Annotated in this window: 23 protein-coding genes and 1 riboswitch; of the genes, 16 read left to right on the forward strand and 7 right to left on the reverse strand. The window is 59.6% G+C overall.

Translation table 11 applies throughout. The features are described from left to right. Positions 1-60 precede the first annotated feature (60 nt). Positions 61-143: riboswitch (cyclic di-GMP riboswitch) on the forward strand. A 149-nt stretch (positions 144-292) separates the two neighbouring features. Together AB5Z09_RS06535 and AB5Z09_RS06540 are read left to right on the forward strand one after the other, a co-directional pair. Beyond that, positions 293-3,289: a glycosyl hydrolase family 18 protein gene (locus AB5Z09_RS06535; RefSeq protein ID WP_368194907.1), complete on the forward strand. Its 2,997-nt coding sequence runs from the start codon at positions 293-295 to the stop codon at positions 3,287-3,289. Between the two features lie 139 nt (positions 3,290-3,428). Then, the gene (locus AB5Z09_RS06540) at positions 3,429-4,373 is read left to right on the forward strand and encodes a chemotaxis protein CheV (RefSeq protein ID WP_005335238.1); all 945 of its coding nucleotides are present in this window, start codon (positions 3,429-3,431) and stop codon (positions 4,371-4,373) included. A 182-nt stretch (positions 4,374-4,555) separates the two neighbouring features. Here AB5Z09_RS06540 and AB5Z09_RS06545 read toward each other — a convergent pair whose 3' ends face one another. Continuing rightward, positions 4,556-5,167 carry an arylesterase gene (locus tag AB5Z09_RS06545; protein ID WP_106842862.1) on the reverse strand — a complete coding sequence of 204 codons (612 nt, stop codon included), beginning with the start codon at positions 5,165-5,167 and terminating at the stop codon, positions 4,556-4,558. Between the two features lie 56 nt (positions 5,168-5,223). On the opposite strand from AB5Z09_RS06545, the gene AB5Z09_RS06550 reads away from it, so the two are divergent. Continuing rightward, the gene (locus tag AB5Z09_RS06550; protein ID WP_368194896.1) at positions 5,224-5,919 is read left to right on the forward strand and encodes an ABC transporter ATP-binding protein; all 696 of its coding nucleotides are present in this window, start codon (positions 5,224-5,226) and stop codon (positions 5,917-5,919) included. 36 nt (positions 5,920-5,955) lie between these two features. Then, complete coding sequence (locus AB5Z09_RS06555) at positions 5,956-8,403, forward strand: ABC transporter permease (protein WP_368194908.1); 2,448 nt, start codon at positions 5,956-5,958, stop codon at positions 8,401-8,403. A gap of 127 nt (positions 8,404-8,530) precedes the next feature. Here AB5Z09_RS06555 and AB5Z09_RS06560 read toward each other — a convergent pair whose 3' ends face one another. Next, positions 8,531-9,436 carry a TIGR01777 family oxidoreductase gene (locus AB5Z09_RS06560; protein ID WP_368194897.1) on the reverse strand — a complete coding sequence of 302 codons (906 nt, stop codon included), beginning with the start codon at positions 9,434-9,436 and terminating at the stop codon, positions 8,531-8,533. A gap of 253 nt (positions 9,437-9,689) precedes the next feature. Here AB5Z09_RS06560 and AB5Z09_RS06565 point away from each other — a divergent pair, with 253 nt between their 5' ends. Further along, complete coding sequence (locus AB5Z09_RS06565) at positions 9,690-11,219, forward strand: EAL domain-containing protein (RefSeq protein ID WP_368194898.1); 1,530 nt, start codon at positions 9,690-9,692, stop codon at positions 11,217-11,219. A 75-nt stretch (positions 11,220-11,294) separates the two neighbouring features. On the opposite strand, the gene AB5Z09_RS06570 is transcribed toward AB5Z09_RS06565, so the two are convergent. Further along, on the reverse strand, positions 11,295-12,476 hold the full coding sequence (locus AB5Z09_RS06570; RefSeq protein ID WP_368194899.1) for a PLP-dependent aminotransferase family protein: 1,182 nt from the start codon (positions 12,474-12,476) through the stop codon (positions 11,295-11,297). 349 nt (positions 12,477-12,825) lie between these two features. On the opposite strand from AB5Z09_RS06570, the gene trmB reads away from it, so the two are divergent. The 6 genes from trmB to AB5Z09_RS06600 all read left to right on the forward strand — a co-directional run bounded on the left by trmB (position 12,826) and on the right by AB5Z09_RS06600 (position 17,270). Further along, positions 12,826-13,539, forward strand: a complete 714-nt coding sequence (gene trmB / locus AB5Z09_RS06575) for a tRNA (guanosine(46)-N7)-methyltransferase TrmB (protein WP_005335228.1) — start codon at positions 12,826-12,828, stop codon at positions 13,537-13,539. A gap of 48 nt (positions 13,540-13,587) precedes the next feature. Then, positions 13,588-13,920: a YggL family protein gene (locus AB5Z09_RS06580; protein ID WP_139409537.1), complete on the forward strand. Its 333-nt coding sequence runs from the start codon at positions 13,588-13,590 to the stop codon at positions 13,918-13,920. A 122-nt stretch (positions 13,921-14,042) separates the two neighbouring features. Then, entirely contained in the window at positions 14,043-14,963 is a 921-nt protein-coding gene (gene glsB, locus AB5Z09_RS06585; RefSeq protein ID WP_005348151.1) for a glutaminase B, read from the forward strand. Between the two features lie 29 nt (positions 14,964-14,992). Further along, a complete protein-coding gene (locus tag AB5Z09_RS06590) occupies positions 14,993-16,288 on the forward strand; it encodes a sulfurtransferase (RefSeq protein WP_368194900.1) in 1,296 nt (431 codons plus the stop codon). Between the two features lie 203 nt (positions 16,289-16,491). Beyond that, positions 16,492-16,701 (forward strand): YgdI/YgdR family lipoprotein, encoded by a 210-nt coding sequence (locus AB5Z09_RS06595; protein ID WP_005335219.1) that lies wholly within the window; start codon positions 16,492-16,494, stop codon positions 16,699-16,701. A 167-nt stretch (positions 16,702-16,868) separates the two neighbouring features. After that, positions 16,869-17,270 carry a DUF2541 domain-containing protein gene (locus AB5Z09_RS06600; protein ID WP_368194901.1) on the forward strand — a complete coding sequence of 134 codons (402 nt, stop codon included), beginning with the start codon at positions 16,869-16,871 and terminating at the stop codon, positions 17,268-17,270. Between the two features lie 83 nt (positions 17,271-17,353). Here the strand turns inward: AB5Z09_RS06600 and mog are convergent, their stop codons facing one another. Continuing rightward, entirely contained in the window at positions 17,354-17,884 is a 531-nt protein-coding gene (gene mog / locus AB5Z09_RS06605; RefSeq protein WP_005354170.1) for a molybdopterin adenylyltransferase, read from the reverse strand. A 393-nt stretch (positions 17,885-18,277) separates the two neighbouring features. Here mog and AB5Z09_RS06610 point away from each other — a divergent pair, with 393 nt between their 5' ends. From AB5Z09_RS06610 to folA, 4 genes are all read left to right on the forward strand, one after another. Further along, positions 18,278-18,613 (forward strand): DUF3135 domain-containing protein, encoded by a 336-nt coding sequence (locus AB5Z09_RS06610; RefSeq protein WP_005354166.1) that lies wholly within the window; start codon positions 18,278-18,280, stop codon positions 18,611-18,613. A gap of 235 nt (positions 18,614-18,848) precedes the next feature. After that, entirely contained in the window at positions 18,849-19,646 is a 798-nt protein-coding gene (locus AB5Z09_RS06615; protein WP_005348133.1) for a threonine/serine exporter family protein, read from the forward strand. Continuing rightward, positions 19,643-20,110: a threonine/serine exporter family protein gene (locus tag AB5Z09_RS06620; RefSeq protein WP_026035076.1), complete on the forward strand. Its 468-nt coding sequence runs from the start codon at positions 19,643-19,645 to the stop codon at positions 20,108-20,110. Before AB5Z09_RS06615 ends, AB5Z09_RS06620 begins: the two co-directional genes overlap by 4 nt. Positions 20,111-20,128: 18 nt before the next feature. Further along, positions 20,129-20,620 (forward strand): type 3 dihydrofolate reductase, encoded by a 492-nt coding sequence (gene folA / locus AB5Z09_RS06625; protein WP_368194902.1) that lies wholly within the window; start codon positions 20,129-20,131, stop codon positions 20,618-20,620. Between the two features lie 79 nt (positions 20,621-20,699). On the opposite strand, the gene AB5Z09_RS06630 is transcribed toward folA, so the two are convergent. From AB5Z09_RS06630 to AB5Z09_RS06640, 3 genes are read right to left on the reverse strand one after another with little or no spacing between them, the layout of a single operon-like run. Further along, positions 20,700-21,494 (reverse strand): phosphoadenylyl-sulfate reductase, encoded by a 795-nt coding sequence (locus AB5Z09_RS06630; protein ID WP_005335204.1) that lies wholly within the window; start codon positions 21,492-21,494, stop codon positions 20,700-20,702. Continuing rightward, positions 21,484-23,208 (reverse strand): assimilatory sulfite reductase (NADPH) hemoprotein subunit, encoded by a 1,725-nt coding sequence (gene cysI / locus AB5Z09_RS06635; RefSeq protein ID WP_368194904.1) that lies wholly within the window; start codon positions 23,206-23,208, stop codon positions 21,484-21,486. Before cysI ends, AB5Z09_RS06630 begins: the two co-directional genes overlap by 11 nt. Beyond that, positions 23,208-25,001 (reverse strand): assimilatory sulfite reductase (NADPH) flavoprotein subunit, encoded by a 1,794-nt coding sequence (locus tag AB5Z09_RS06640; protein ID WP_368194905.1) that lies wholly within the window; start codon positions 24,999-25,001, stop codon positions 23,208-23,210. Before AB5Z09_RS06640 ends, cysI begins: the two co-directional genes overlap by 1 nt. 189 nt (positions 25,002-25,190) lie before the next feature. On the opposite strand from AB5Z09_RS06640, the gene AB5Z09_RS06645 reads away from it, so the two are divergent. Further along, positions 25,191-25,997, forward strand: a complete 807-nt coding sequence (locus AB5Z09_RS06645; protein ID WP_111901264.1) for a PhzF family phenazine biosynthesis protein — start codon at positions 25,191-25,193, stop codon at positions 25,995-25,997. The last annotated feature ends 42 nt before the right edge of the window (positions 25,998-26,039 follow it).

Genomic DNA, 26,039 nt, shown 5'->3' on the forward strand with positions numbered 1-26,039 from the left:
GAGAATAAAGATTGAGGGGATCTTGTCGCCTTCCTATACTGGGTTCGTTCCTCACGGAACCCAGGTAAAGGGCAAACCGGCAGTGATGCCGGGGCGCAATGCTTCCGGTCTCGATCGTGGATCCAGATAGCGGGGTTTCCCTGGGTGAGGGGTGGTTTTTGTGGCAGGTCCATTGCCAGTTGTCTGCGCCCATCATGCAGGTTGCGATTGTTCTTTGCCTTGGTGACCAATGCCAAGACAAAACAAGGAAGATAACAATATGCAACAGCTCTTCAGACCCAGCAGGCTTGCCATGCTGGTCGCCCTTGCGGCTGCGCCCGCCTGGGCTCAGGCCGCTTATCCTGCCTATAAATCCGGTACTGCCTACAAGGCTGGCGATATCGTCAGCAACGTCGGTGCCCTCTACGAGTGCAAAGAATTTCCCTATTCAGGCTGGTGCGGGGCATCCCCCTATCACTATGAGCCGGGTGTCGGTGTGGTCTGGGCAGATGCCTGGAAGCCCTATGGTGGCGAGGTGCCTCCTCCTGCACTCGGCGTAGCCGTCAGCTCACCGGCTACCGGTTCCAGTTTTAATGAAGGAGCCAGCGTGGCGCTGGTAGTGACCCTGAGTGGCCCGGTGACGGCGTTGGCCCGGGTGGAATATCTTGTCGACGGCAAGCTGGTTGCCACGGCGAGCGCCTCGCCCTGGAGTGCCAGCTGGAGCGCCGCCGGAGTGGGAGGCCATACCCTCAAGGCTCGCGCGCTGGATAAAGATGGCAAAGTGCTGAGCGAAGCGGATTCGAGCTTCAACGTCGCCGCCGTGGTCGCGCCAGAGGCGCCCAAGGCGAGCATCAGCAGCCCGGCCAATGGAGCCAAGGTGACCCTGGGTCGCAGTGTGGCGGTGAGCGGTAACGTCACCGATGCCAACAACGATGTGGCCAAAGTCGAGCTCTATGTCGACGGCAAGAAGGTGGGCGAAGATACCACTGCCCCCTGGCAGGTGAACTGGACACCGGATGCCAAAGGCAGTGCCGCCCTCAAGCTGGTGGCCACTGACAAGAGCAATCTGAGCGGTGAGTCGGCGGCGGTGACCGTCAATGTCGAGGAGGCCGCGCTGCCGCCTACCGGTGGCAACCTCTCTTGTGACATTCGCCAGATCTATCGCCCGGATGGTTACGAGTGCATGGGGGATGACCATGCCCGCCGGGTCATCGGCTACTTCACCTCCTGGCGCACCGGCAAGAACGGCCTGCCCGCCTATCTGGTGAGCGATATTCCATGGAACAAGATCACCCACATCAACTACGCCTTCGCGGCGGTGGATGAGCAGAGCCACACCATCAAGGTGGACGATGCAGCCACCAAGATGACCTGGGATGGCGTGCCGGGTGCCGAGATGGATCCTGAATTTGCCTACAAGGGCCACTTCAACCTGCTGTCGAAGTACAAGAAGCAGTATCCGGACGTGAAGACCCTCATCTCGGTCGGGGGCTGGGCCGATACGCGTGGTTTCTACACTGCCACTACCAAGGGTGACTGCTCGGTCAATACTGCAGGTATCAACACCCTGGCTGACTCGGCGGTGAGCTTTATCCGCCAGTACGGTTTTGACGGAGTCGATATCGATTACGAATACCCCACCTCGATGAAGGATGCGGGCAACCCCAACGATTTCCCGCTCTCCAACCAGTGCCGGGCCAAGCTGTTTGCCAATTACGAGGTGCTGATGAAGACCTTGCGGGCGCGGCTCGACCACGCCGGTAACGAAGATGGCCGCAAGTATATGCTGACCATCGCCTCACCGGCTTCTGCCTATCTGCTGCGCGGGATGGAGAACTTCCAGGTCACCCAGTACCTCGATTACGTCAACCTGATGACCTATGACTTCCACGGTGCCTGGAACCACTTTGTCGGTCACAACGCTGCCCTGTTCGACAACAATGCCGACCCCGAGCTCTCCCATTGGGGCGTCTATACCCAGACCCAGTTTGGCGGTATCGGTTACCTCAACGCGGCCTGGTCTGCCCACTACTTCCGCGGTGCGCTGGCGGCTGGCAAGATCAACGTTGGCGTGCCCTATTACACCCGCGGTTGGCAGGGGGTGAGCGGTGGCAGTCACGGGCTGGGTGGCAAGGCAGCCCTGCCGAGCCAGAACGAGTGCCAGCCGGGCACAGGTGGCAGCACCATTCCGTGTGGCAACGGGGCGGTCGGCATCGACAACATCTGGCATGATCTCGACAAGAACGGCAAAGAGATCGGCGGTGGCGCCGTGCCCATGTGGCATGCCAAGAACCTGGAGCATGCAGCCAGCCTCGGCATCACCACATTGCCAAGTTATGGCACTGCCTGGGGTCTGGATCCCAACAATCCGGCCGACGTGATGCAGGGCAAGTATGTGCGTTACTACGATGAGAAGGCCCACGCGCCCTGGCTGTGGAATGAAGAGAAGAAGGTGTTCCTCTCAACCGAAGATGAAGAGTCCATGGGCCACAAGCTGGACTACATCATCAAGCGCGGTCTGGGTGGCGTGATGTTCTGGGAGATGGCGGGTGACTACGCGTTCGATCCGGCCAAGAACGAGTACGGCATGGGCAGCACCCTGACTACTCTGGCTTACGAGAAGTTTGCCAAGGCAACTCCGTACAACACCAAGCAAAACGATCTGGCCGCGCCGAGTGCCCAGCTCGATATCCAGGTCAGCCTCTCCGGCTTCAAGGAAGGGGACTCCAACTACCCGATCAACCCGAAACTCAAGCTGGTCAACAAGTCGACCCAGACCATTCCGGGCGGCGCTCGCATCGAGTTTCTGGTGCCCACTTCCACCTCTGACACCATCACGGATCAGAGTGGCATGGGGCTGAAAGTGGTGGAGAGCGGTGGCAACGACAATTCGGAAGGCATTGCGGGCGAGAAGGACTTCCACAAGGTCGCCATGAACCTGCCGGGCTGGCAGACTCTGGCACCGGGGGCCGAGATTGAAGTCGCCATGACCTACTACCTGCCCGCTGCTGGCGTGCCAAGCGGCATGCGCATCATCAGCGGCAGCCAGACCATTGGTCTCAAGGCCGAGTTCCCGACCCTGCCGGAGGCCGTGCTGGGCTCGGGTGGCGGCGAGAATCCGGGTACCAGCTGCAGCAGCCAGAACGTCAATCCGGCGGCCTACAAGGCCTATCCGAGCTGGCCGCAGGGGGATCATGCCAATGGCGGCGACCGCATCACCCATAACAAGGTAGTGTGGCAGGCGAACTGGTGGACCAGCAGCGAGCCCAAGGCAACCGATGGCAGCTGGAAGTCTGTCTGTAGCTATTGATTTTAAAATCAATGAGATAAGTGAGGCTTCGGCCTCACTTTTTTTGTCTGGTTGGTCGCTCTGGTTGAAAATGCGCCTGCCTTTCCTGGCGGGCAGCCTCTATAATAGAGTCGATTAATAATCAGATGGATATCAGCGTATGGCGAGTATATTGGATTCCGTTGATCAACGAACTCAACTGGTGGGGGAAAACCGCCTCGAGTTGTTGATGTTTCGTCTCGGCACCCGTCAGATGTTCGCCATCAACGTCTTCAAGGTACGGGAAGTGGTCAAGTTGCCCCATCTGAGCAAGATGCCGGGCTCCCATCACAATATCAGCGGGGTGGCCAATATCCGCGGTACCTCGATCCCGGTGATCAACCTGCGCAGCGCTATCGGTATGCGCCCCATGCCCATCGACAGTGAATCCAACCTCATCATCACCGAGTACAACCGCACCATTCAGGGCTTTCTGGTGGGGCAGGTGGCCAATATCGTCAACATGACCTGGAAGGATATACTGCCGCCGCCGCGATCTGCCGGGCGTGCCAACTACCTCACTGCCATCACCCGTATTCCCGAAGATGGAGTGGATCAGATCGTCGAGATCATCGATGTGGAGAAGGTGCTGGCGGAGATCATCACCTATGACATCCGCATCTCCGAGGAGGTGCTGGACCGGGAGATCCTGCCCGAGATGCATGGCCGCAAAGTGCTTATCGTCGATGACTCCAGCACCGCCCGCAATCTGGTGCGCGAGACCCTGGGCCAGCTTGGGCTTGAGGTGATCGAGTGTCAGGATGGTTTGCAGGCGCTGACCCTGCTCAAGGGGTGGTGCGATGCTGGCAAGAAGGTGACCGACGAGATCCTGCTGATGATCACCGATGCCGAAATGCCGGAGATGGACGGCTACCGCCTGACCCACGAGGTACGCAGCGATCCGCGTATGTCCGATCTCTTTATCACCCTCAACACCTCCCTGAGCGGCAACTTCAACGAAGCCATGGTCAAGAAGGTGGGGTGCGACCGCTTTATCTCCAAATTCCAGCCCGACTTGCTGGTCGGCGTGGCCCAGGAGCGGCTGCGCCAGGTGCTGGAAAGCTGAGACGCTGCATGCCGGTTATACTAAATCAGTAACAAAACATCCCGCTTCGGCGGGATGTTTTGTTACTGGGTATTGGCGATGGATTGGTTGAATCAAGGTGCCACGCAGAGATCGTCGACCATTCAAAACATCCGATTTTGGCGGGATATTTTGTTATGGGATATTGGTGATAGACGGCGGGCTTATTGGCTGAGCAGCGGCTCCATAAAGCGGGCGACTTTATCGCGGATTTGGGGCTGGGCCGCCGGGGTGGGATGAATACCATCGTTCATCATAAGTTCAGGGCGCAGCGCAATATCATCCATAAAGAAGGGCAGCAGCGGCAGATCGTTAGCCTGGGCCAACTCGGGAAAGATCTGTTCGAACTGGCGCAAATAGCGGGCACCGTAGTTGCGGGGCAGCTGGATTTGGGTCAGCACCACACGGGTCTGCTGCTCCTTGGCGAGCGCGATCATGCTGGCCAGATTTTGGCGGGTAATGGTCGGTGCGAAGCCGCGCAGGCCATCGTTGCCCCCCAGTTCGATCAGCAGCCAGTCCGGCTTGTGCTCCTTCAGCAGAGCGGGCAGACGGGCCAGCGCCCCTTGGGTCGTTTCACCGCTGATGCTGGCATTGAGCAGGGTGTGTTTTCCCCCCTCCTCCTGCCATTTCTGGTTGAGCAGGGCAGGCCAGCTCTGCTCAACCTGCATTTGATAGCCAGCGCTCAGGCTGTCTCCCAGCACCAGCAGGGTCTGGGCCTGAGCCGACGAGAGCAGGCTGCCGAGGCCAACGAACAAGACAAACAGAATACGCACCATCAATTCAACTCCCGCTATGGATTGTCATCAAGGGATTGGAACAAAGGATACAGAGCATGAGTTCAACCCCCATTATTGTCGTCAAGGGCCTCGGCAAATCGGTTCGCCTCGGCCAGGAAAGCCTCACCATCCTTGAAGGGATCGATCTGCAAGTCAATAGTGGCGAGACGGTGGCTCTGGTCGGTGCCTCCGGCTCCGGCAAGTCCACCCTGCTGGGATTGCTGGCCGGGCTCGATCTGCCGAGTCAGGGGGAGATCGAGATCCTCGGCAAATCCCTTGGCGAGCTGGATGAGGAGGGGCGGGCCCGATTGCGCGCCGAGCAGATCGGCTTTGTGTTCCAGTCGTTCCTGCTGCTCCCGACCATGACGGCGCTGGAGAATGTGATGCTGCCCGCCGAGCTGCGCGGCGAGCGTGATTGCGAACCAAGAGCTCGCGAGCTGCTGGCCGCGGTCGGGCTTGGCGAGCGGTTGCACCATCTGCCGCCACGGCTTTCCGGCGGTGAGCAGCAGCGGGTGGCCATCGCCCGCGCCTTTATGACCCGTCCAAGCCTGCTGCTGGCGGACGAGCCGACCGGCAACCTCGACAGCAAGACCGGCGAGAAGGTGATCGAGCTGCTGTTTGAACTCAATCGCAAGCACGGCACCACGCTAGTGGTAGTGACCCATGACCATCAGCTGGCCGAACGCTGCCAGCGGCAACTGGTCATGGCGGCGGGTAGGCTGGATCGCGAGGTGGCCCATGATGTGGTGTAACGGGGTGAGCTGCGAGTCAAGTGGGAGATGCAAGGGATGATGCAGTGGCGATTGGGATGGCGACTGCTTCGCCGGGAAGGTTTCAGCGGCGAGCTGCGCTGGTTTGTGCTGGCGCTGGCCCTGAGCGTGGCGTGCGTCTTGAGTGTGGCATTGGTGGCGGATCGGCTCGATGCCGGACTCAAGGCGTCGGGCCGCGACTTTATCGGAGCGGATCGGGTGCTGCGCACCGCCGCTGCTCTGCCGGATGGCTGGCTGGCCCGAGCGAAACAGGATAGCTTGGCGGTGCAGACCACCGTCAGCTTCAACAGCATGCTGTTTCACGGCGACGCGCTGCAGCTTGCCTCCATTCGGGCGGTGCCCGATGGTTTTCCCTTCTATGGCAAGCTCACTCTGGAACCTGCCCGTGCCCCGGCTCCCGGCGAGATCTGGCTCTCCGCCCGGGTGATGCAGCTGCTCAAGGCCAAAACGGGGGATGAGCTGGAGGTAGGCAATACGGTGCTCAAGGTGGCAGGCCTGCTTGGCGAGGAGCCGGATCAGGGCTTCAGCCCCTTCCTGCTGGCGCCGCGGGCGCTGATCCACAGTGCCGATATCGAGGCGACCGGTGCCCTGCTACCCGGTAGCCGCCAGCAGTGGCGCTATCTGTTCAAGGGGCCGCGGGAATCGCTGGCCCGTTACGAGCAATGGTTGTTGCCGCAATTGCAGGCCGGACAGAAGTGGATCAAACCGGATGACAGCGAATCCCAAGTGGGCCGAGCGCTGGCCAATGCCGAGCGTTTCTTCCGGCTTGCCTCGCTAAGCGGGGTGTTGCTGGGGGCGTTGGCGATGGGGATTGCGGTGCGCCACTTTGCCGAGCGCCAGACCAATATGGTGGCGCTGCTCAAGACCCTGGGGGCATCACGTCGCTCGCTCTGGCAACTGATGGGAACCCTGCTGCTTTCGCTGACGCTGATCGGTGCGCTGCTGGGTCTGGTAGCGGGCACCGTCATGCAGTGGATCACCTTGCAACTGCTGGGGGACCTGCTGCCGCCGGATCTGCCGCCCCCCTCCTGGCGCCCCTTTGCGCTGGGGGTGGCGGTGGCGCTCTTTATCACCCTGCTGCTCGCTTTTGTGCCCTTCTTGCGTCTGCTGAAGGTGCCGCCGCTGCGGGTATTGCGCCGGGAGCTGGAGGCGGGTATTCCCCCCTGGCTGGCCCTGCCGGTCGGCCTGTTCGGGCTGTTTGCGCTGGTCTGGGGCTTTACCGCCGATGTGCGGCTGGCGCTGGGTCTGGTGGGGGGCATGGGTTTGCTGATGGGGCTGTTGGCCCTGCTGGCAGCCCTGATGTTGCGGCTGGGGACGAAAGTGAGCGGGCCTCATGCCTTGCGGCTGGCGCTGGCCCACCTGTCGCGCGAGCGCAGCAGCGGTCTGTTCCAGCTGGCGGGCTTTGCGCTGGCATTGATGCTGTTTGGCTTGCTCTGGGCGGCCAGGGTCGATCTGCTGGATGAGTTTTCGGCCCGTCTTCCCGTCGATGCACCCAACCGTTTTCTGGTCAATGTGGCCGAGAACGAGCGGGAGGAGATCCTGAGCGAGCTGGCGGCAGCCGGGGCCACCACCTCCGACTTCTACCCCATGGTGCGCGGCAGGCTGACCCATATCGCCGGTGAGGCGGTGGGCGAGGGGGCCAGCAGTGGTCGTGAAGGGGTCGATCGGGAGCTTAACTTCACTACCACGGCGACCCTGCCAATCGACAACAAGCTGGTGGCCGGTAAATGGCTTGCCGGGCCCGGCGAGGTGTCGGTGGATAGCGAGCTGGCCAAGCGGCTCGATATCAAGCTGGGGGACATGCTCGCCTTTACCATCGAGGGGCGCAGCTTTGGCGCCAGGGTCACCAGTCTGCGCAGCATCAAGTGGGACAACATGCGCCCCAACTTCTACATGATCTTCTCCGAGGATCTGCTGGCACCCTTCTCCCGAACCTGGCTTGGCAGCTACCGGCTGCCCGAGGCGGGGCGCACTGCCGAGGTGGAGTTGATCCGCCGTCACCCCACGGTGAGTCTTATCGATGTGGATGACCTGATTGCGCGGCTCACTCAGGTCTCGGAGCAGGTGAGTCGGGCGCTGGCGCTGATGCTGGGGCTGGTGACGGTGGCGGCGCTGCTGGTGCTGCTGACCCAGACCCAGGCCAGCATGGCTCAGCGTCGGCGCGAGCTGTTGCTGATGCGCACTCTGGGTGCCAGCAGCGACCTGCTGAAAAAGATGCTGCGTTGGGAGCTGGTGGCCAGTGGTGCGCTGGCGGGGCTCTGTGCCGCCATGGTGGTGGAGCTCTGCTCCTTTGGCCTGCAGTGGTGGTGGTTCGAGGGGCAGTGGCAGTTCCACTGGGCTATCTGGCTCGGCCTGCCGACGCTGGGGGCACTGCTGGTGACGCTGGCGGGGCAGGGGATGCAGCGCCAGCTGCTGGCTGGCACCCTGAGCGATCGGCTGCGGGGTCTGGGGCAGGGGTTGTTGTAATCCCGCCAGCGCGAGCCGATGCACACAAGGCGCAATAGCGCAGCCACAATAAACAAGCAGCCCGGCCATTGGCCGGGCTGCTTGCTATGTGGGGCGCTGACGAGCGGACGCCGCGAGCGGGGGTGAGTTAGCGGGGCTCACGCAGCAGATTGGCGAGGGCGCTCGGCAGATCGGGATAGCTGAAGTGAAAACCGGCCTGTTGCAGCCGTGCTGGTATCACCTTTTGTCCGGTCAGCAGCAGATCTGCCGCCTCCCCCATCACCAGTTGCAACAGCGGCGCCGGGACGAAGAAAAGGTGTGGACGGTGCAGCGTGGTGGCAAGGGTTTGGCTGAACTCCCGGTTGCTGACCGGATGGGGCGCAGTGCCGTTGAAGATGCCGCTGCACTCTTCGTGTTCCAGCAGGAACAGCATGGCGCGTACCAGATCCTGCACATGGATCCAGCTCATCATCTGGCTGCCTGACCCCATGGGGCCGCCGAGTCCGAGTCGGTAGGGAGGGAGCATTTTGGGCAGGGCGCCGCCATCCATGCCGAGTACCAGTCCGATCCGCACGATACAGACCCGTGTCTGGCGGCTCTGGGCCTCCTGCGCCAGGGTCTCCCATTGTTGGCAGAGCTGGTGGGTGAATTCGTCGTTGGGAGAGCGGCACTGCTCGTCGAGGGTTTCGGTGCCCTGTCTGCCATACCAGCCGATGGCGGAGGCGTTGATCAGCACCTTGGGCGGTGTGCTGGATAGCTTGATGAGATCGACCAGCTGCTCGGTCAACAGCCAGCGGCTATCGCAGAGCAGCTGTTTGCGCGACTCGCTCCAGCGTCCGGCGGCGATAGGTTCACCGGCCAGATTGATCACCGCATCCACGTCATTGAGGTCATCGAGCCGGTCGAGGTTATCCAATACCTTGATATCGTGGCCCAGCAGGGAGTAAGCGCGGCTCCCCTGCCTGCTCAATACCACGACCTCGTGATTGACCTTGAGATGGGCAACCAGCTTGCGGCCGATAAAGCCGGTCCCTCCGGTAATAAGAATCTTCATCGCTGCATGCTCCTGCTGCCGTTTGCTCTACTCTAATGGCGTCGTCCTCCTGCAACAAGTGGACGAGCTTGGCATGTGTTGTTCACTAGACTGGTTTTAACTCTATCTTTTTCTTACCAGATATTGTTCAACAATAGTTTGAATTGATTGATTTTTGTTGGGTGGAGATTTGTTGAACAATCGCTATTATGGCGACCCTTTTCGCCTGTCCAACGAGGCTGTCACCCATCATCCGAGCATCAAAGAGGCCGCTATGCCATTTCGTCGTTTGAAACTTCGCCAGCTTTACTCGAGGATTCTGTTGGCGCTGCTGATGGGGGGCGGGATCCTGCTGCTGGGGGTTGTTGCCGTTATCTGGCAGACGGTGACGGAGATAGAGCGTGATGCCGATTCACGGTTGCAGCATGCCCGTATGATGTTTGATCGCTCCATCGGCCATGCCCGGCAGGCGGCCATCAATGTGGAGGGGATGCTTGGTCACTCCTGCAAGGAGGCGGCACAACTGCTGCGCGAACAGGTGGCCACGGTGCCCGATGTCCGTTCCGCCAATCTGGCTGTCGGCAGCCACATCTACTGCACCTCGCTCTATGGTGACTACGATGGCCCCTTCAATCCTGACAGTTATGTGGATGGCAGGCTGCAACTGCTGCCAGGCAATGAGGTCACACCGGATCGCCCCTTGATCGTGCTGCGTCATGAAACGGACAAGGGGAGTGTGCTGATCGGTGTAGATGGCTACTACCTGCGCAATACCCTGGAGATCTCCAGCAAGAACTCCCCGATGGCTCTGGTGGTGGGGCAGAGGGCTCTGTTTGGATCAGGTCAGGTCGGGGCGGCGCCCTCTCCGACAGAAGAGGGCTATATTGCCCTCGCTTCGGCCGATTTCCCCTATCAGGTCGTCACCCGGGTCACGGTGCATGACTACTGGAGTCACGCATGGCGCTACTCCAGATATACCTTGTTCCTCTCTCCGTTGCTGGCGCTGCTGATTGGATTCGGCACCTTCAGGCTGATGGGGCGTAGCAGCTCACCAGCGGAGGAGCTCAAGCGGGCATTGATCGAAGAGGAGTTTATCCCCTACCTGCAGCCAGTGGTCTCAGGTGAGGATGAGCAGTGGCGTGGCTGTGAGGTGCTGATGCGCTGGCAGCATCCCAAGCAAGGGATGATCTCGCCGGATCGCTTTATTCCGCTGGCGGAAGATAGCGGGCTGATCGTGCCCATGACCAGCCTGTTGATGGCGCAGGTGCGCGACCACTTCTCCCCTTATGCCCGCAAGTTGCCGGCCAAGTTCCATTTTTGCTTCAATATCAGCGCCAAACACTTTCAGGATCTCGACCTGTTGACTGACTGCAAGGCCTTTCTCGACGCGTTTAAGGACAATCCCGTTGATTTGGGGCTGGAGCTGACCGAGCGGGAGCTGCTGGTGGCCGATGAGACAACCGCCCGGATGTTTGCCGAATTGCGCAAACTGGGCGTGTTGATCTCTATCGATGATTTTGGCACCGGTCACTCCAGTCTCACCTATCTGCAACAGTTTCAGGTCGATGCACTCAAGATTGACCGGAGCTTTGTGGAGATGATCGGCACGGATGCACTCTCCAGCCATATCGTTGAAAACGTGATTGATCTGGCGAAGCGACTTGAATTGATCCTGATCGCGGAGGGGGTCGAGAAGCAGTCGCAGGCGGACTACCTGCGGGCGCGCCACGTTGACTATCTGCAAGGGTATCGTTATAGCCGCCCCATCCCGATGAAGCAGTTTTGCAAGACCCTGTTTGGCTGAACGGTTGAATGGGGAGCATAAAAAAAACCAGCGATCGCTCGCTGGTTTTTTGTTAATACGGTTTGGCTTGGGCGTTCAGAGCATGCGCTGGAGGGCGCGGGCCAAGCGTTTGACCCCCTCCTCGATGGTCGCTTCATCGACGCAGGAGAAGCTCAGGCGCAGGGTGTTCTTGATCTCGGGGCGCACGTAGAAGGGGGCACCGGGTACGAAGGCCACCTTCTCCTTGATCGCCTCGTCAAACAGCGCCATGGCACTGATGTGGGCTGGCAGGGTCAGCCAGAGGAACATGCCCCCTTCCGGTCGGGTGTAGCTGACGCCGGGCGGGCAGTGACGGGCCAGCGCGGCCTCCATGGCGGCGCGCTGGCGACCATAGACCTCCTTGATCTTCTCCAAGTGAGCGTCGAGGGAGTTGTCGGTCAGGAAGCGGTGCAGCACCTGCTGGCTGAAGGCGTTGCTGTGCAGATCGGTCGCCTGCTTGGCGATGGTCACCTTCTTGCGCAGCCAGTCCGGCATCACCATCCAGCCCAGACGGAAGGCAGGCACCACGGTTTTCGAGAAAGAGCCGAGCAGCACGGTATTGTTTGGCGCCAGCTTGGCAATCGGGGGGAGATGCTCCCCTTCGAAACGCAGCTCGCCGTAGGGATCATCTTCCACCATCAACAGCTCGTGGCGCACCAGTCGCTCGGCCAGTGCCTCGCGGTTAGCACGGCTATAAGAGACACCGCTCGGGTTCTGGAAGTTGGGTACGCCGTAGAGCAGCTTGGCATTGGATCCGCTTGCCAGCAGCGCATCCAGCGCCGCCAGATCCAGACCCTCTTCTTCAAGGGTGATCGGCTTGAAGGTGGGCTGGTAGACAGAAAAAGCCTGAATGGCGCCAAGGTAACCCGGCTCTTCGATGATGAGATCCTGACCCTCGTCGATCAGCACCTTGCCCAGCAGATCCAGCGCTTGCTGGGAGCCGCTGGTGATGAGGATGTTGTCCGGATTGACCTGCATGCCGTGGCGGGCCAGATAGCGGTCGGCAATGTACTGGCGCAGCGGCGCATACCCTTCGGTCGCCGCATATTGCAGGGCGGCAGCCCCTTGCTCGCGCAGTACATCCTGACAGGCCTGATCGATCGCCTTGACCGGAAACAGGTGGGGATTGGGCAGGCCACCAGCGAAGGAGATGATCTCCGGATTGGCGGCAACTTTGAGGATTTCACGGATAAAGGAAGGTTCAACCTTCTCGAAGCGCTGGGCAAAAAACGGCTGCATAGACAATTCTCTCGGCATGTGGGCGGTCGCTCCATTCGACCGCCAGGTTATCCGTTTGTATCAGATTTCAGAAATGAGGCAATGATTGTCACAAAAATCGCCAAAAAAGGGCTGGAACGACTCTGCTGAGGATTATATTGGACGGTTAGTCGGTGTGGCGATGCCAGTGAGGGAGCTGGGAAGTGGATGGCCGGAATATTTGTTGCGCGAAACACTTGCGCCTTGGGCCTATCTTGGGATAATTCGCTCCCCTGTTTTCGCGGGTCGATGAAATGCCGAGCCGCGAGCGGTCCCGCTCGGGATCGGACACAAGATGTATTACCCGGATTGATGAAATAACGAGACCATTATGCCTGTGACCCAAGATGTATTTAACGAAGACGGCAAGTTCATGCGCAAGATCCGCAGCTTTGTCCGTCGCGAAGGCCGCCTGACCAAAGGGCAGGAGAAGGCCCTGGAAGAGCTCTGGCCGGTCATGGGCATCGATTTCGAGCCAAAGCAGCTCGATCTGGTCGCACTGTTTGGCCGTGAAGCACCCGTGGTGCTGGAGATCGGCTTTGGCATGGGCGCCTCTTTGGTAGAGATGGCCAAGAATGCCCCCGAGAAGAACTTCATCGGCATCGAAGTGCACTCCCCGGGCGTGGGTGCCTGTCTGGGTACTGCTCAGGAAGCGGGGGTCACCAATCTGAAAGTGATCTGCCACGATGCGGTCGAGGTGCTGGAGCACATGATCCCGAACGGTTCACTCTCCTGCCTGCAGCTGTTCTTCCCGGATCCCTGGCACAAGAGCCGTCACCACAAGCGCCGCATCGTACAGCCTGCGTTTGCCCAGGATATTCGCCAGAAGCTGGCCATCGGTGGCGTGTTCCACATGGCGACCGACTGGGAAAACTATGCCGAGCACATGCTGGAAGTGATGAGCGCCGCCGAGGGTTACGAGAACACCTCTGCCACCGGTAACTGGGTGCCCCGTCCGGACTGGCGTCCGCTGACCAAATTTGAACAACGTGGCCACCGTCTTGGCCACGGGGTTTGGGATCTGATTTTCAAGCGTGTCAGCTAAGCTGGCACGTCAACACACCTAGCGTATCAACTAACTTGAGGAGCTATCATGGCCAATCGTAGCCGCCGCCTGCGCAAGAAACTGCGCGTCGATGAATTCCAGGAAATGGGTTTCGACATCAGTTTCAACTTCCCGGTCGGCACTGCCGAAGAGACCATCGATGCCGTAGTCGATGCGATGATCGATGAAGTGATCGAGCCCCGCAAACTGGCTTTCGCCGGTTCCGGCCACCTGGCCTGGGAAGGGATGATCTGCACCCAGCAACTGGGCAAGTGTACCGAAGAAGACCGCGCTGCCGTCAAATCCTGGCTGGAAGGCAAGGGGATGGAAGCCGTGGTCGTTACCGAGCTGTTCGACCTCTGGTATGGTGAACCGGCCTGATACAAGGCTGCCGCATCTGGCGCCTTGTTGTGGGTAACTGAAAAATCCCGCCGCTGGCGGGATTTTTGTCAGTGGGGATGGGATCTCCACCGCTGTTTTAGTCATGGAATCGCTTATTGCTTATGGTGTTGTCATCCGAATTACTGGCCAGCATCCTTGAAGAGGTGCGCCCGTTGCTGGGACAAGGCAAGGTGGCCGACTACATTCCGGCACTGGCTCAGGTGCCGGCCGATCGGCTCGGTATCGCAGTCTGTACCGTCGAGGGGGAGCTGTTCACCGCCGGCGACGCTTTTGAACCCTTCTCCATCCAGAGTATCTCCAAGGCCCTGAGCTTGACCCTGGCACTCACTCTCTATCAGGAGGAGGAGATCTGGGCGCGTGTCGGCAAGGAGCCCTCCGGCCAGCCCTTCAACTCGCTGGTACAGCTCGAGTTCGAGCAGGGGATCCCCCGCAACCCCTTTATCAATGCCGGGGCGCTGGTGGTGAGCGATCTGCTGGAGACCCGCCTCACTGCGCCCCGTCAGCGTACCCTCGAGCTGGTGCGCCGTCTTTCCGGCAATCCGGCCATCATGGCGGATCAGGTCGTCGCCCGCTCCGAATATCAGCACTCTGCCCGCAACGCCGCCATCGCCTATCTGATGAAGGCCTATGGCAACTTCGAAAACGAAGTGGACAAGGTGCTGCAAAGCTACTTCAATGCCTGTGCCATTCGCATGAGCTGCGTCGATCTGGCGCGGGCATTCATCTATCTGGCTAACCGTGGTGTGCCACTGGGTGAGAGCGTGCCGCTGCTGCCCGCCCGCACCACCAAGCAGGTCAACGCCCTGCTCGCCACCTGCGGCCTCTATGACGAGGCGGGCGATTTTGCCTATCGTGTCGGCATGCCGGGCAAATCGGGGGTCGGCGGCGGTATCATCGCCCTGATCCCGGGTGAGCTTTGCGTCTGTGTCTGGTCGCCCGAGCTCAACAAAGCCGGTAACTCGCTGGCGGGCACGGCGGCGCTGGAGCTGCTGGCCGAGCGGCTGGGTCGCTCCATTTTTTAACCTTGTTCACTATGAATCGAGAAATCACCATGAAACGACATCTTCGCTTCTTGCAGGCCGCGCTGGCGACCTTACTGCTCTGGTGTGCCCTGCCCGCCGTGGCAGGGGAGTTGCCACCGCTCTCGCTGGCCGATGCCAAGGCCAAACAGGCTGTCATCCTGGATACCCGCGCCAGCTACTTCTATCAGGGGTGGCCGATGGAAGGGGAGAAGCAGGGCGGCCATGTGGCGGGCGCCGAGAACCTCTCTGCCGAGTGGAAATACAGCGATGAAGAGTGGCCAAAGGCGCTCGAGATAAAGGGGCTGAAGGCCGATCGTCCGGTTGCCCTCTACGGTGCGTCCCGCGAAGTGGCCGAGGTGGCCCGTCTGCTGCGCAAGCAGGGGATCAAGCAGCTGTTCGAGCTGCAAGGGTGGCAAGCCGCACCGCGCGAGTCGCTGGCACGCTGGCAGCAGCTGGTCTATCCGCGCTGGTTGGCGGATCTGCAAGAGGGCAAGCCGGTTGCCGCGGCGCCCAAGGGTGACTGGAAGCTGTTTGAAGTGGATTGGGGCTCACCCAAGGCCTACCTCATCAGCCACATCCCGGGGGCCGGTTATATCGATACCAACAGCCTCGAAGAGGAGCCGCTGTGGAACAAGGTCTCTGACGAAGCGCTCAAGAAGCTGCTGCTGGATAACGGCATCCGTCACGACACCACCGTCATCCTCTATGGTCGCAACACCATGGCTGCTGCCCGTGCCGCGCACCTGATGATGTATGCGGGGGTGGAAGATGTGCGCCTGCTGGACGGTGGTCTGGATGCCTGGTTTATCCAGCACCTGCGCACCGAAACGGGTCTGCCCAACAAATATGAGCCGGTGAAGGAGTTTGGCGTGACTATTCCCGCTCACCCCGAGTACTACACCACGCTAAGTCAGGCGAAAGAGCTGCTCAAGCAGCCCGATAGCGCACTGGTCAGCGTGCGCACCTGGGACGAGTTTGTCGGCAACACCTCAGGTTATAGCTACATCAAGCCGAAGGGCGATATCCCGGGGGCCAAGTGGGGTCATGGTGGGGTGGATGCCAACAGCATGAGCGACTTCCACAACCCGGACGGCACCATGAAGCCGGCCCGCGAGATCCTCGCCATGTGGGACCAGTGGAACATCGAGCCGACCCAGCAGGCTGCGTTCTACTGCGGTACCGGCTGGCGCGCCTCCGAGGCCTTCTTCTACGCCTGGCTGATGGACTGGAAACGGATCAGCGTCTACGACGGCGGTTGGTACGAGTGGAGCATGGATCCCAAGAACCCGACCGTGACCGGTGAGCGTCAGCCTGCCAAGTCATGATTGCGCTCTTGCGCTGAAAAGAAGAGGCCGGACAGAGATGTCCGGCCTTTTTCATTGCGCTCGCCACCCGGCCAGACAGCGAGGCTAAGTCGCTGATTATTGACGGCGATCCCGCTTTGCTCATCGCGCCATCTCGTGCCGTGCGATTGAACTAGGCTTCAAGAAACATCCTCGTGGTGAGGATGATCGCAGAAGAGGCCGCAATGAAAAAACTGATGATGATCCTGGTGTGCGCCCTGGGGCTGGTGGCATGCAGCTCCCAATACATCATGAGCACCAAGGATGGCAAGATGATCACCACAGAGAGCAAACCCAAGCTGGACGAGAGCACCGGCATGTATCGCTATTACGATCATGAAGGGCGCGAGGTGATGATCAAGAAAGATGACGTGACCCAAATCATGGAGCGCTAAGCGCTCTCTTGCCGCAAGGGCCGCTATCTGCGGCTCTTCTCATTTTCGCCGAAAATTCGCGCTGTTCCTCTGTTTATCCCCGCACATTCGCAGCAAATTCAGTCGTGATACAGCTTCCGTTATGGTTTAACCCTTATCATCACACTCCATTTTTTATTGGAGGTGTTATGTCCTTGATGTCTATCTGGAATTCCCGTTTTTCCGCGCACAGCTTGCTGGGTGGTGCCTTGCTGGTGGTGGCGTCAGCCAGCCATGCCGGTGACGATCAGTTCACGCTGGGGCGGACTATTTTACTGGGAGCCGGTGATCATGGTGCGACAATTCCTTTGGTGATTTGCCGTCAGACCAAATATATCAAGGTGAAGGCGGAGCGTGATTTGACCCTGGATCGGGTGGTGGTGACCTATGGTGGTGATCGTACCAAGACCATTCGTTTCGATCGGGAAATGAGCAGTGATAAAGAGACCGAGTGGAAATCACTGGGCTCGCGCCGTTGTGTGAAAAAAATCGAAGTGTACGGTAATTCAGAGCGCAGCAAAGCGGGCGTAAAAGTATTCGGCCGCAAATAATTGATGCAGTTTTTCTGCGCAAACAGATGAGTTAAAAATAATGGCGAGCCGTGGCTCGCCATTATTTTTTATGGTCGGGTTCGCTATTTTTTCGGCCGAAACGGCTTGATGACAGTTTCATCGCACTCAAGATACGGCCCTTCCATCAAATCGATGCAGTAGGGGATGGCGGGGAAAACTGCATCCAGACATTCGCGGATTGATTTGGGCTTGCCCGGCAGATTGACGATCAGGGTATCGTCGCGCAGTCCGGCTGTCTGGCGCGACAGAATGGCTGTCGGCACAAACTTGAGGGATTCGGCCCGCATCAGCTCGCCAAAGCCCGGCATCATGCGATCACATACCGCCTCGGTCGCTTCCGGCGTGACATCCCGCTTGGCCGGGCCGGTGCCGCCTGTGGTGACGATGAGACAGCACTGCTCCTCATCCGCCAGCCGGATCAGGGTCGCTTCAATCTGATCTTGTTCATCGGGGATCACCTGATAGACAGGTTCCCACTCCGAGGTCAGATAGGCGTTCAGGGTGTCGATGATGGCCTTGCCGGAGAGGTCTTCATAGATGCCCGCGCTGGCGCGATCGCTGACGGTGACGATACCGATTTTTGCCTTGCTCATGGTCTGCTCTTGAATGTCCGATAAAAGTGGCAATTAAAATAACATAATCAGTGAGATATGTTAAACCGTCAGGAGATGACGCGGGTCGGTGAGGGACGAATAAAGTGTCGAATGAAGCAAAATAAGGCCACCCGGATTTTTATTTGCAATAAAAAACAGAAAATCACAACCTAAAATGTATAAGTGTTTTATCTCGCCTGAATTAAAAACAATCGCTTGTTTCCAAACACAATTAAAATAGATAGACACCCTCGTAGTGACCATTGTCCGGTTTGGTCCCCAGTGGATGGATTGAACCCTTTTTAGCCGCGTCGTATATACAGATTTATATGGCTGGGACGTGATGGTGTGGTACCGCAGTGTGTTGCCAGCAATAGTCGCCAAGGAGGGCATATGGAGTTGCCTGATTTTGACACCCTGAAGGAGTTGGCTGCGAGTGAGCCCTCCCGGCTGGATGCGATTCTGGAGCAGCAGATCGACCAGTTGATGGCCCGTGCGAGCCCCGATCAGCAGCGCCGTCTGCGCGGGTTGCAGTTCAAGATTGATGGTCAGCGCCGTCTGGCGAAAAACAATCTTGATAGCTGTATCCGGATTACCAACATGATGCGGGAATCCTTTTATGTGATGCGCAGCGAAATGAGCCAGTTCAGGGAACAGGGGGACCCTCCGCCTGAAAGCGATGGCAGTGGTAAAATAATCCGTCTGGCGGACTATCGACGTCGTAAATAATCTGTAATAACCCTATTGGTTAATATTTCAGCCAAATCAGTGAGGCCATAATAAAGGGAATTGCTGGCGCCCTGATTGTTATGGTTTTTAATGTTAGTCGTAATGTGTTTGTGATGTAATTTCTTTTCTCCTTCTTGTAATAACTAATTAGTCAGGTTGTGATAGGGGTGGATGAATAACAGTAAAAGTTAGGCTAATATGGCCGAAATTTTTATTGCTACGACTCGAAGGGATTATGAGAAGTATCACACCAAGACGGGTGTTGTCGCGGGAGCAACAGACAGAGATCACCCGCATTATCGTCAAGGTGGGTCAGATGTTGGCCCAGTTCGGGGCGGAGAGCCGGATCATCGAGCAGACCACGGTGCGGCTGGGGATGGCGCTGGGGCTGGAGAGTGTTGAGATGGCCATCTCTTCCAGTGCCATCGTGCTCACCAGCCTCTATCAGGGGGGTTGCGTCACCACTACCCGGCGGGTGCGCGAACATGGCATCAACATGCAGGTGGTGTGCGAGATCCAGCGGATCTGCATCATGGCGGAGAAAGAGCTGATCGGTGCCCGTGAAGTGCGCCAGCGGCTCGAGGCCATCGTCCCCTTCCACTATCACCCCTGGTTGGTGGTCCCCATGGTGGGGCTCTCCTGCGGCGCCTTTAGCCTGCTGTTTGGCGGTGACTGGCCCATCTTCCTGGTGACCTGCTTCTCGTCTGCCGTGGCGATGCGGGTGCGCCAGCTGATGGCCCGCCATCACCATAGCCCGCTCATCAATTTTGCCGCCACCGGCTTTATCGCTACTTTGCTCTCCTCCAGCGCCACCTTCTTTAACTGGGGTGACCAGCCTTATCTCGCCATGGCGGCCAGCGTGCTGCTGCTGGTGCCGGGCTTTCCGCTGATTAATGCGGTCTCAGACATGGTGAAGGGCTACTTCAACATGGGGCTGGCCCGCTGGGGGACTGCGACCCTGCTGACCATCAGCGCCGCCATAGGTATCATTTTGGCCATGTCGGTCACCGGGATCTGGGGGTGGAAAGTATGATGGATTTGCTCTGGCTACTGGCCAAGGATGCCTTCTGGTCCTCCATTCCGGCGGTGGGGTTTGCCATGCTGTTCAACGTGCCGCCACGGATGCTGAAATATTGCGCCATGGGCGGCGCGCTGGCCCACAGCCTGCGTACCCTGCTGATCCACTATGGTATGCCCATCGAGTGGGCGACGTTGGCGGCGGCGACCACGGTCGGCTTTGTCTGCGTCTACTGGTCGCGCCGTCTGCTGGCGCCGCGTCCGGTGTTCAGCGTTGCCTCCATCATTCCGATGATCCCGGGCAGCTATGCGTTCAAGACCATGATTGCGGTGGTGGAGCTCAACATCAACGGCGTGACCATGGAGTTGATCCAGAGTGCGGTGGAGAACGGCCTCAAGGCGCTCTTTATCGTCGGTGCCCTCAGTTTCGGTTTGGCGATCCCCTCTCTGGTCGTGTACCGTAACCGCCCCATAATCTGACAGACGGTGAGAGGCCCCATGAAGATTTCCATGATTGCCGCCATGGCCCACGACAGGGTGATCGGCAAGGACAACCAGATGCCCTGGCATCTGCCTGCCGATCTGGCTCACTTCAAGCGTGTCACCCTCGGCAAACCGGTATTGATGGGGCGCAAGACCTTCGAATCCATCGGTCGACCGCTGCCCGGACGGCGCAATCTGGTGATCAGCCGCAATCCCAATTATCAGGCCGAGGGCATTGAGGTGGTGGGCTCCGTCGAGGCGGCGTTGGCGCTGTTGGCAGGCAGCTCGGTGGAGGAGTTGATGGTGATCGGTGGTGGTCACCTCTACGGCCAGCTGCTGCCACGGGCCGACAGACTCTATCTGACCCGCATCGATCTGGCGGTGGAGGGGGATACCCGTTTCCCTGCTTTTGACGATGGCCAGTGGCAACGGATTGAGTGCGAGAGCCACCCTGCTGATGAGAAGAACCCGCACCCCTATAGCTTTGAGACCTGGCAGCGCCGCTGACGGACGAATGCTAATGGGCAAATAACAACAAGGGCATCTTCGGATGCCCTTGTTGTTCTGTTGGGTTTTCAAGACGGGATTAGATGCCTGAACCGTCGTTCTCGCCATTTTCCTCGTGCAAACCGCACTCGCGCTTGAGGCCGAAGAAGCGGGTCTGCTCCTCGCTCATGCCGGGCTCCCACTTGGCGGTGGTGTGGACATCGCCCACCGAGAGATAACCCTGCTCCCACAGCGGGTGGTAGGGGAGGTCGAACTCTTTGAAGTAGTAGAAGACATCCTTGTTGCTCCAGTCGATCACCGGCAGGAACTTGAAGCGGCCGCGCTGGATGCCCAGCACCGGCAGCTTGCCACGGCTGCCAGACTGCTCCCGGCGCAGGCCGGAGAACCAGGTCTGGGCCCCCAGCTCACGCAGGGCGCGGTCCATCGGCTCCACCTTGTTGAGCTGGTTGTAGCGGGTGATCCCCTCCACCCCCTGCTCCCACAGGAGACCGAAGCGCGCCTCCTGCCAGGCAGGGCTGAGCTCGGCCCGGTAGATCTTCAAGTTGAGCGCGAGGCGCTCGGTCAGCTCGTCGATAAAGCGGTAAGTCTCGGGGAAGAGATAACCGGTATCGGTCAGCACCACGGGCACGTCGGCCCGTTCGCGACTTACCAGATGGAGCATCAGCGCCGCCTGAATGCCGAAGCTGGATGAGAGCACATGCTCCCCCGGCAGATTGGCCAGGGCCCAGCGCACCCGCTCGGGGGCACTCATGGTATCCAGCTCCCGGTTGAGGGGGGCCAGTGCCTCGACTTGCTCCTCACGGCCGAGGGCTAGCAGCGCCTGCAGGTCAAGGCGGCCATCTTCAGTGACATTAAGCGGCAGATTAAGCGGCATAGAAGTCCCTCGCAGAGTCGATAACGGGGGCAATTACCCCAACCCGGATCACGAAGTCGCCGAAGCACTCACCCTGATTGCGCTCGGTGGCCCAGCGGCCGATCAACGCGTCGAGTTCGGCCAAAATCTGCGGCTCGGTGATGTTCTCGAGGTGCAGGCGCGGAATGCGGGTCCCCTCTAGATTGCCCCCCAGATGCAGGTTGTAGCGGCCCGGCGCCTTGCCCACCAGACCTACTTCCGCCAGCATGGCGCGGCCGCAGCCGTTGGGGCAACCGGTGACCCGGAAGATGATGGCGTCATCCGCCAGCCCATGTTTGGTGAGCAAGCCCTCGATGTCGGTGACAAACGCCGGCAGCATGCGCTCCGCCTCGGCCATCGCCAGCGGGCAGGTAGGCAGGGCCACACAAGCCATGGACTGCTTGCGCTGCTCGCTCACGCCGTCATCCAGCAGGCCGTACTGGCGCGCCAGGGCTTCGATGCGGGCCTTCTCGCTGGCAGGTACCCCGGCGATGATCAGGTTCTGGTTGGCGGTCAGGCGAAAATCCCCCTGATGCACCTTGGCGATCTCCAGCATGCCGGTTTTGAGCGGCTTGCCCGGGAAGTCAAGCAGGCGGCCATTCTCGATAAACAGGGTGAGGTGGTGCTTGCCGTCGATCCCCTCGACCCAACCGAAGCGATCGCCACGGCTGGTGAACTCATAGGGGCGAACCGGCCCGAACTGGATGCCGGCACGGCTCTCCACCTCGGCCTTGAAGGCTTCGACGCCGACGCGCTCGAGGGTGTACTTGGTCTTGGCATTCTTGCGGTTGACCCGGTTGCCCCAGTCGCGCTGGGTGCTGACCACGGCGGCCGCCACCTCCAGCACGTGGGAGAGCGGAATAAAGCCAAAGTCGCTCGCCTTGCGCGGGTAGGTGCTGGTGTCGCCGTGGGTCATGGCCAGCCCGCCGCCCACCAGCACGTTGAAGCCTACCAGCTTGCCGTGTTCGGCAATCGCCACGAAGTTGAGATCGTTGGCGTGGATATCCACGTCGTTGTGAGGCGGGATCACCACAGTGGTCTTGAATTTGCGCGGCAGGTAGTTGGAGCCCAGGATCGGTTCCTCGTCCTGCCCCAGTTTTTCACCGTCCAGCCAGATCTCCACGTAAGCGCGGGTCTTGGGCAGCAGGTGCTCGGATATCTTCTTGGCCCACTCGTAGGCCTCCTGATGCAGCTCGGACTCCACCGGGTTGCTGGTGCAGAGCACGTTGCGGTTCACGTCGCCGGCGGTGGCGATGGAATCGATGCCGGTGCTGTTGAGGGTCTGGTGCATCAGCTTGATGTCGCGCTTCAATACCCCGTGGAACTGGAAGGTCTGACGGGTGGTCAGACGGATGCTGCCGTAGAGGCTGTGCTCTTCGGCGAACTTGTCGATGATCTGCCACTGGGCCGGGGTGATGATCCCACCCGGCAGGCGCGCACGCAGCATGACGTTGTGCAGCGGCTCCAGCTTCTGGGCAGCGCGCTCCGGGCGGATGTCGCGGTCATCCTGCTGATACATGCCGTGAAAGCGGATCAGCTGGAAGTTGTCGCCGTTGAAGCCGCCGGTGAGCGGATCCTGCAGATCCTGCTCTATGGTGCCACGCAGGAAGTTGCTCTCGCGCTTGAGGCGCTCGTTGTCGGCCAGCGGCCCTTCGACCGGTCCCGCTTTTGGGTGAGAAAGAGGTTGTTTGCTCATCAATAGACATCCCTTTGATAACGTTTGGCACGACGCAATTCGCTCAAATACTCTTCTGCTTCCTCACGGCTCTTGTGACCGTGTTCGGCAATTACATCCAGCAGGGCCTCCTGTACATCCTTGGCCATCTTGTTGGCGTCGCCACACACATAGAAGTGAGCGCCTGCTTCCAGCCACTGGTAGAGCTCCTGGCCAGCTTCGCGCAGGCGGTCCTGCACATAAATCTTGTTGGCCTGATCCCGGCTGAAGGCCAGGGAGATCTTCGACAGCAGCCCCGATTTCACATAACGCTGCCACTCCACCTGATAGAGGAAATCCTGGGTAAAGTGGGGGTTGCCGAAGAAGAGCCAGTTCTTGCCTTCCGCGCCCTGAGCTTCCCGCTCCTGCATAAAGGCGCGGAACGGGGCGATGCCGGTGCCCGGGCCCACCATGATGACGGGGGTGTCGGGGTTTTGCGGCAGGCGGAAGTTGTCGTTGTGCTCCACGAATACCCGCACCTCGCCATCCTCAATCAGCCGATCCGCCAGATAGGAGGAGGCGGCGCCGCTGCGCACTGTGCCATCTTCCTGTGGATAGCGCACCACGCCGACGGTCAGGTGCACCTCCTCTTCCACCTCGCTCTGGGCGGAGGCGATGGAGTAGAGGCGCGGGGTGAGGGGGCGCAGCAGGCTGACCAGCAGCTCGGCAGTGAGCGCGGTCGGGAAGCGTTTCAGTACATCCACCACCTGGGCAGAGGCGACCAGTGCATTGACCTGGGCCTTGTCGCCAGCCAGATCTTTCAGCGCTGCGTTGTCCGATATATCAGCGAGTCCTGTGATAAAGCCGCCGTGCAGCCGGGTCAGTTCGAAGTGACTGGTCAGGGCAGCGCGCAAGGTGCCGTGGGCCGTGGCTTCATCGCCAGAGAGGCCGGTCAGGGCCAGCACTTCGCCCACCAGTTCGGCGTCATTGTCGAACCAGACACCGAGGGCATCCCCCGGCTGGTAGGTGAGGCCGGAGTCGGCCAGATTGATCTCGATATGGCGGATATCCTTGGTGGAATCCCGGCCGGTGATCTTCTGATTGACCGACAGGCGGGCAGGGAAGGGGTTCTCCTTGCTGTACTGGTTGTGGCCAACCGCCTGCTGCACCGCGCTGGTCACGCTGCTGCTGGCCACACCGGTAGAGAGGGTCGCGGCAATGGCGTTGAGTGCCTGCTCGCCCCAACTCTTGGCCGCATCCTGATAATCCACATCGAGGCTCGCGAGCTCATAAATGCGTTCGGCCCCTGCTTTGGTGAGGAAGTCGTCAAAATCTTTGCCGGTCTGGCAGAAAAATTCGTAGGAGCTGTCACCCAGCCCCAGTACCGCGAACTTGAGGCCGTCCAGCTTGCCAATCTTGCCTTTTTTAAGTTGCTCGAACAGATCGACGGCGCTTTCAGGTGGTTCACCCTCCCCGTAAGTGCTCACTACCACCAGCAGGTGGCTCTCTTTCTTCAGCTGCTTGGGTTTGTAGTCGGCCATCGACGCAAGGGTGACCGGTAGACCGCGGGCCTCTGCCTGCGCCTTGATGGCACTGGCGACACCTTTGGCGTTGCCGGTCTGGGAGCCGTAGAGAATGGTCAGGCTGCCGCTGGGAGCGACGACTGCTGCGCCTGCGGTCGCAACGGGCTGGACGCCCGCCTGGGAGAGGCCGTAGAGATATCCGCTCACCCAGGCCAGTTGCTGGGTATTGAGGGTCGAGAGTACCTGACCCAGCTGACGTTGCTGCTCGTCAGAGAGGGGGGAGAGGTTGAATGGGGAATCCTTCAATTGCATCACACGCGTCTTCCATGGTCTGATTTTTGGCCAGATTAAAGGGCGTGTTGGATAACAACAAAGAATAAAAATGTCTTCTTTATTCTATTAATGCATTAAAGGGGCAGAGGTACGCCTGTTCCCGCAGCAAAAGAGGGGCGTGGTATAAAGAGCGTTAAATGAGAGCCACTTGATAACACAGGAAGTGCCATGTCGAATATCCGATTGTTTCATGTCAATGCGTTCAGTCAGCAGCCCCTTGGTGGCAATCCCACGGTGGTCGTATTGGGAGCAGCCCTGCCTGATGCCAGCCAGTTGGCGATGGCAGCCGAGTTCAATCTCTCCGAGACAGCCTTTCTGGTACAACTTGGCAGAGCCCATTATCAGTTGCGCTGGTTCACGCCGAAAGTCGAGGTTGATCTCTGCGGTCATGGCACCTTGGCGGCTGCTCATGTGTTGTGGCAGACAGGGGCGGTAGCTGCATACGAGACTATCCGCTTCGAGACCCGCAGTGGTGAGCTGCTGGCCCGGCGCGAAGGGGAGTGGATTTGGCTCGATTTTCCGCGTATCGAAGTGACGCCACTGATGCTGGATCCCGCCTATGCAGCCGCGCTTGGTTGCCAGCCACGACAGACTCTGGCGGCCGGGGCCAAGTTCTTGCTGGAGCTGGCAAGTGAAGAGGAGATCCTCGCGCTTTCGCCTGATTTCCATGCACTGCGCGCTCTGCCGGGACGGGGGGTGATAGTGACGGCGCCCTCAAACGACTCTAACCATGATTTTGTCTCCCGATATTTCGCCCCTTGGGTGGGCGTCGATGAGGATCCGGTTACTGGTTCCAACCACTGCGCTCTGGTGCCCTTTTGGGCCGAACGGTTTGGTAAACGGCAACTGCGGGCCCGTCAGATTTCGGCCCGTGGTGGTGAGTTGCGGCTTGAACTGCAGGAGGATCGGGTACTGATTGCCGGTCAGGCCGTCACATTGTGGCAGGGGGAGTGGCTGCTACCGCCAGCCTCATAAGAGGTAAGCATTCGTCAATTGTTGTGAGCATTATAAAAAAAC

Origin of the sequence: Aeromonas sp. R2-2 (assembly GCF_040908355.1) — a bacterium.
Taxonomy (GTDB): Bacteria; Pseudomonadota; Gammaproteobacteria; order Enterobacterales; family Aeromonadaceae; genus Aeromonas; species Aeromonas veronii.

Excerpts from the sequence above, each read along its gene's own strand:
- AB5Z09_RS06615 (WP_005348133.1), top strand. The coding sequence starts at position 18,849 with ATGAGAAGTATCACACCAAGACGGGTGTTGTCGCGGGAGCAACAGACA.
- cysI (WP_368194904.1), bottom strand. The coding sequence starts at position 23,208 with ATGAGCAAACAACCTCTTTCTCACCCAAAAGCGGGACCGGTCGAAGGG.
- trmB (WP_005335228.1), top strand. The coding sequence starts at position 12,826 with ATGCCTGTGACCCAAGATGTATTTAACGAAGACGGCAAGTTCATGCGC.
- AB5Z09_RS06595 (WP_005335219.1), top strand. The coding sequence starts at position 16,492 with ATGAAAAAACTGATGATGATCCTGGTGTGCGCCCTGGGGCTGGTGGCA.
- AB5Z09_RS06630 (WP_005335204.1), bottom strand. The coding sequence starts at position 21,494 with ATGCCGCTTAATCTGCCGCTTAATGTCACTGAAGATGGCCGCCTTGAC.
- AB5Z09_RS06540 (WP_005335238.1), top strand. The coding sequence starts at position 3,429 with ATGGCGAGTATATTGGATTCCGTTGATCAACGAACTCAACTGGTGGGG.
- mog (WP_005354170.1), bottom strand. The coding sequence starts at position 17,884 with ATGAGCAAGGCAAAAATCGGTATCGTCACCGTCAGCGATCGCGCCAGC.
- glsB (WP_005348151.1), top strand. The coding sequence starts at position 14,043 with ATGGTGTTGTCATCCGAATTACTGGCCAGCATCCTTGAAGAGGTGCGC.
- AB5Z09_RS06640 (WP_368194905.1), bottom strand. The coding sequence starts at position 25,001 with ATGCAATTGAAGGATTCCCCATTCAACCTCTCCCCCCTCTCTGACGAG.
- AB5Z09_RS06545 (WP_106842862.1), bottom strand. The coding sequence starts at position 5,167 with ATGGTGCGTATTCTGTTTGTCTTGTTCGTTGGCCTCGGCAGCCTGCTC.
- AB5Z09_RS06645 (WP_111901264.1), top strand. The coding sequence starts at position 25,191 with ATGTCGAATATCCGATTGTTTCATGTCAATGCGTTCAGTCAGCAGCCC.
- AB5Z09_RS06580 (WP_139409537.1), top strand. The coding sequence starts at position 13,588 with ATGGCCAATCGTAGCCGCCGCCTGCGCAAGAAACTGCGCGTCGATGAA.
- AB5Z09_RS06535 (WP_368194907.1), top strand. The coding sequence starts at position 293 with ATGCTGGTCGCCCTTGCGGCTGCGCCCGCCTGGGCTCAGGCCGCTTAT.
- AB5Z09_RS06550 (WP_368194896.1), top strand. The coding sequence starts at position 5,224 with ATGAGTTCAACCCCCATTATTGTCGTCAAGGGCCTCGGCAAATCGGTT.
- AB5Z09_RS06570 (WP_368194899.1), bottom strand. The coding sequence starts at position 12,476 with ATGCAGCCGTTTTTTGCCCAGCGCTTCGAGAAGGTTGAACCTTCCTTT.
- AB5Z09_RS06555 (WP_368194908.1), top strand. The coding sequence starts at position 5,956 with ATGATGCAGTGGCGATTGGGATGGCGACTGCTTCGCCGGGAAGGTTTC.
- AB5Z09_RS06610 (WP_005354166.1), top strand. The coding sequence starts at position 18,278 with ATGGAGTTGCCTGATTTTGACACCCTGAAGGAGTTGGCTGCGAGTGAG.
- AB5Z09_RS06620 (WP_026035076.1), top strand. The coding sequence starts at position 19,643 with ATGATGGATTTGCTCTGGCTACTGGCCAAGGATGCCTTCTGGTCCTCC.
- AB5Z09_RS06560 (WP_368194897.1), bottom strand. The coding sequence starts at position 9,436 with ATGAAGATTCTTATTACCGGAGGGACCGGCTTTATCGGCCGCAAGCTG.
- AB5Z09_RS06565 (WP_368194898.1), top strand. The coding sequence starts at position 9,690 with ATGCCATTTCGTCGTTTGAAACTTCGCCAGCTTTACTCGAGGATTCTG.
- AB5Z09_RS06600 (WP_368194901.1), top strand. The coding sequence starts at position 16,869 with ATGTCCTTGATGTCTATCTGGAATTCCCGTTTTTCCGCGCACAGCTTG.
- folA (WP_368194902.1), top strand. The coding sequence starts at position 20,129 with ATGAAGATTTCCATGATTGCCGCCATGGCCCACGACAGGGTGATCGGC.
- AB5Z09_RS06590 (WP_368194900.1), top strand. The coding sequence starts at position 14,993 with ATGAAACGACATCTTCGCTTCTTGCAGGCCGCGCTGGCGACCTTACTG.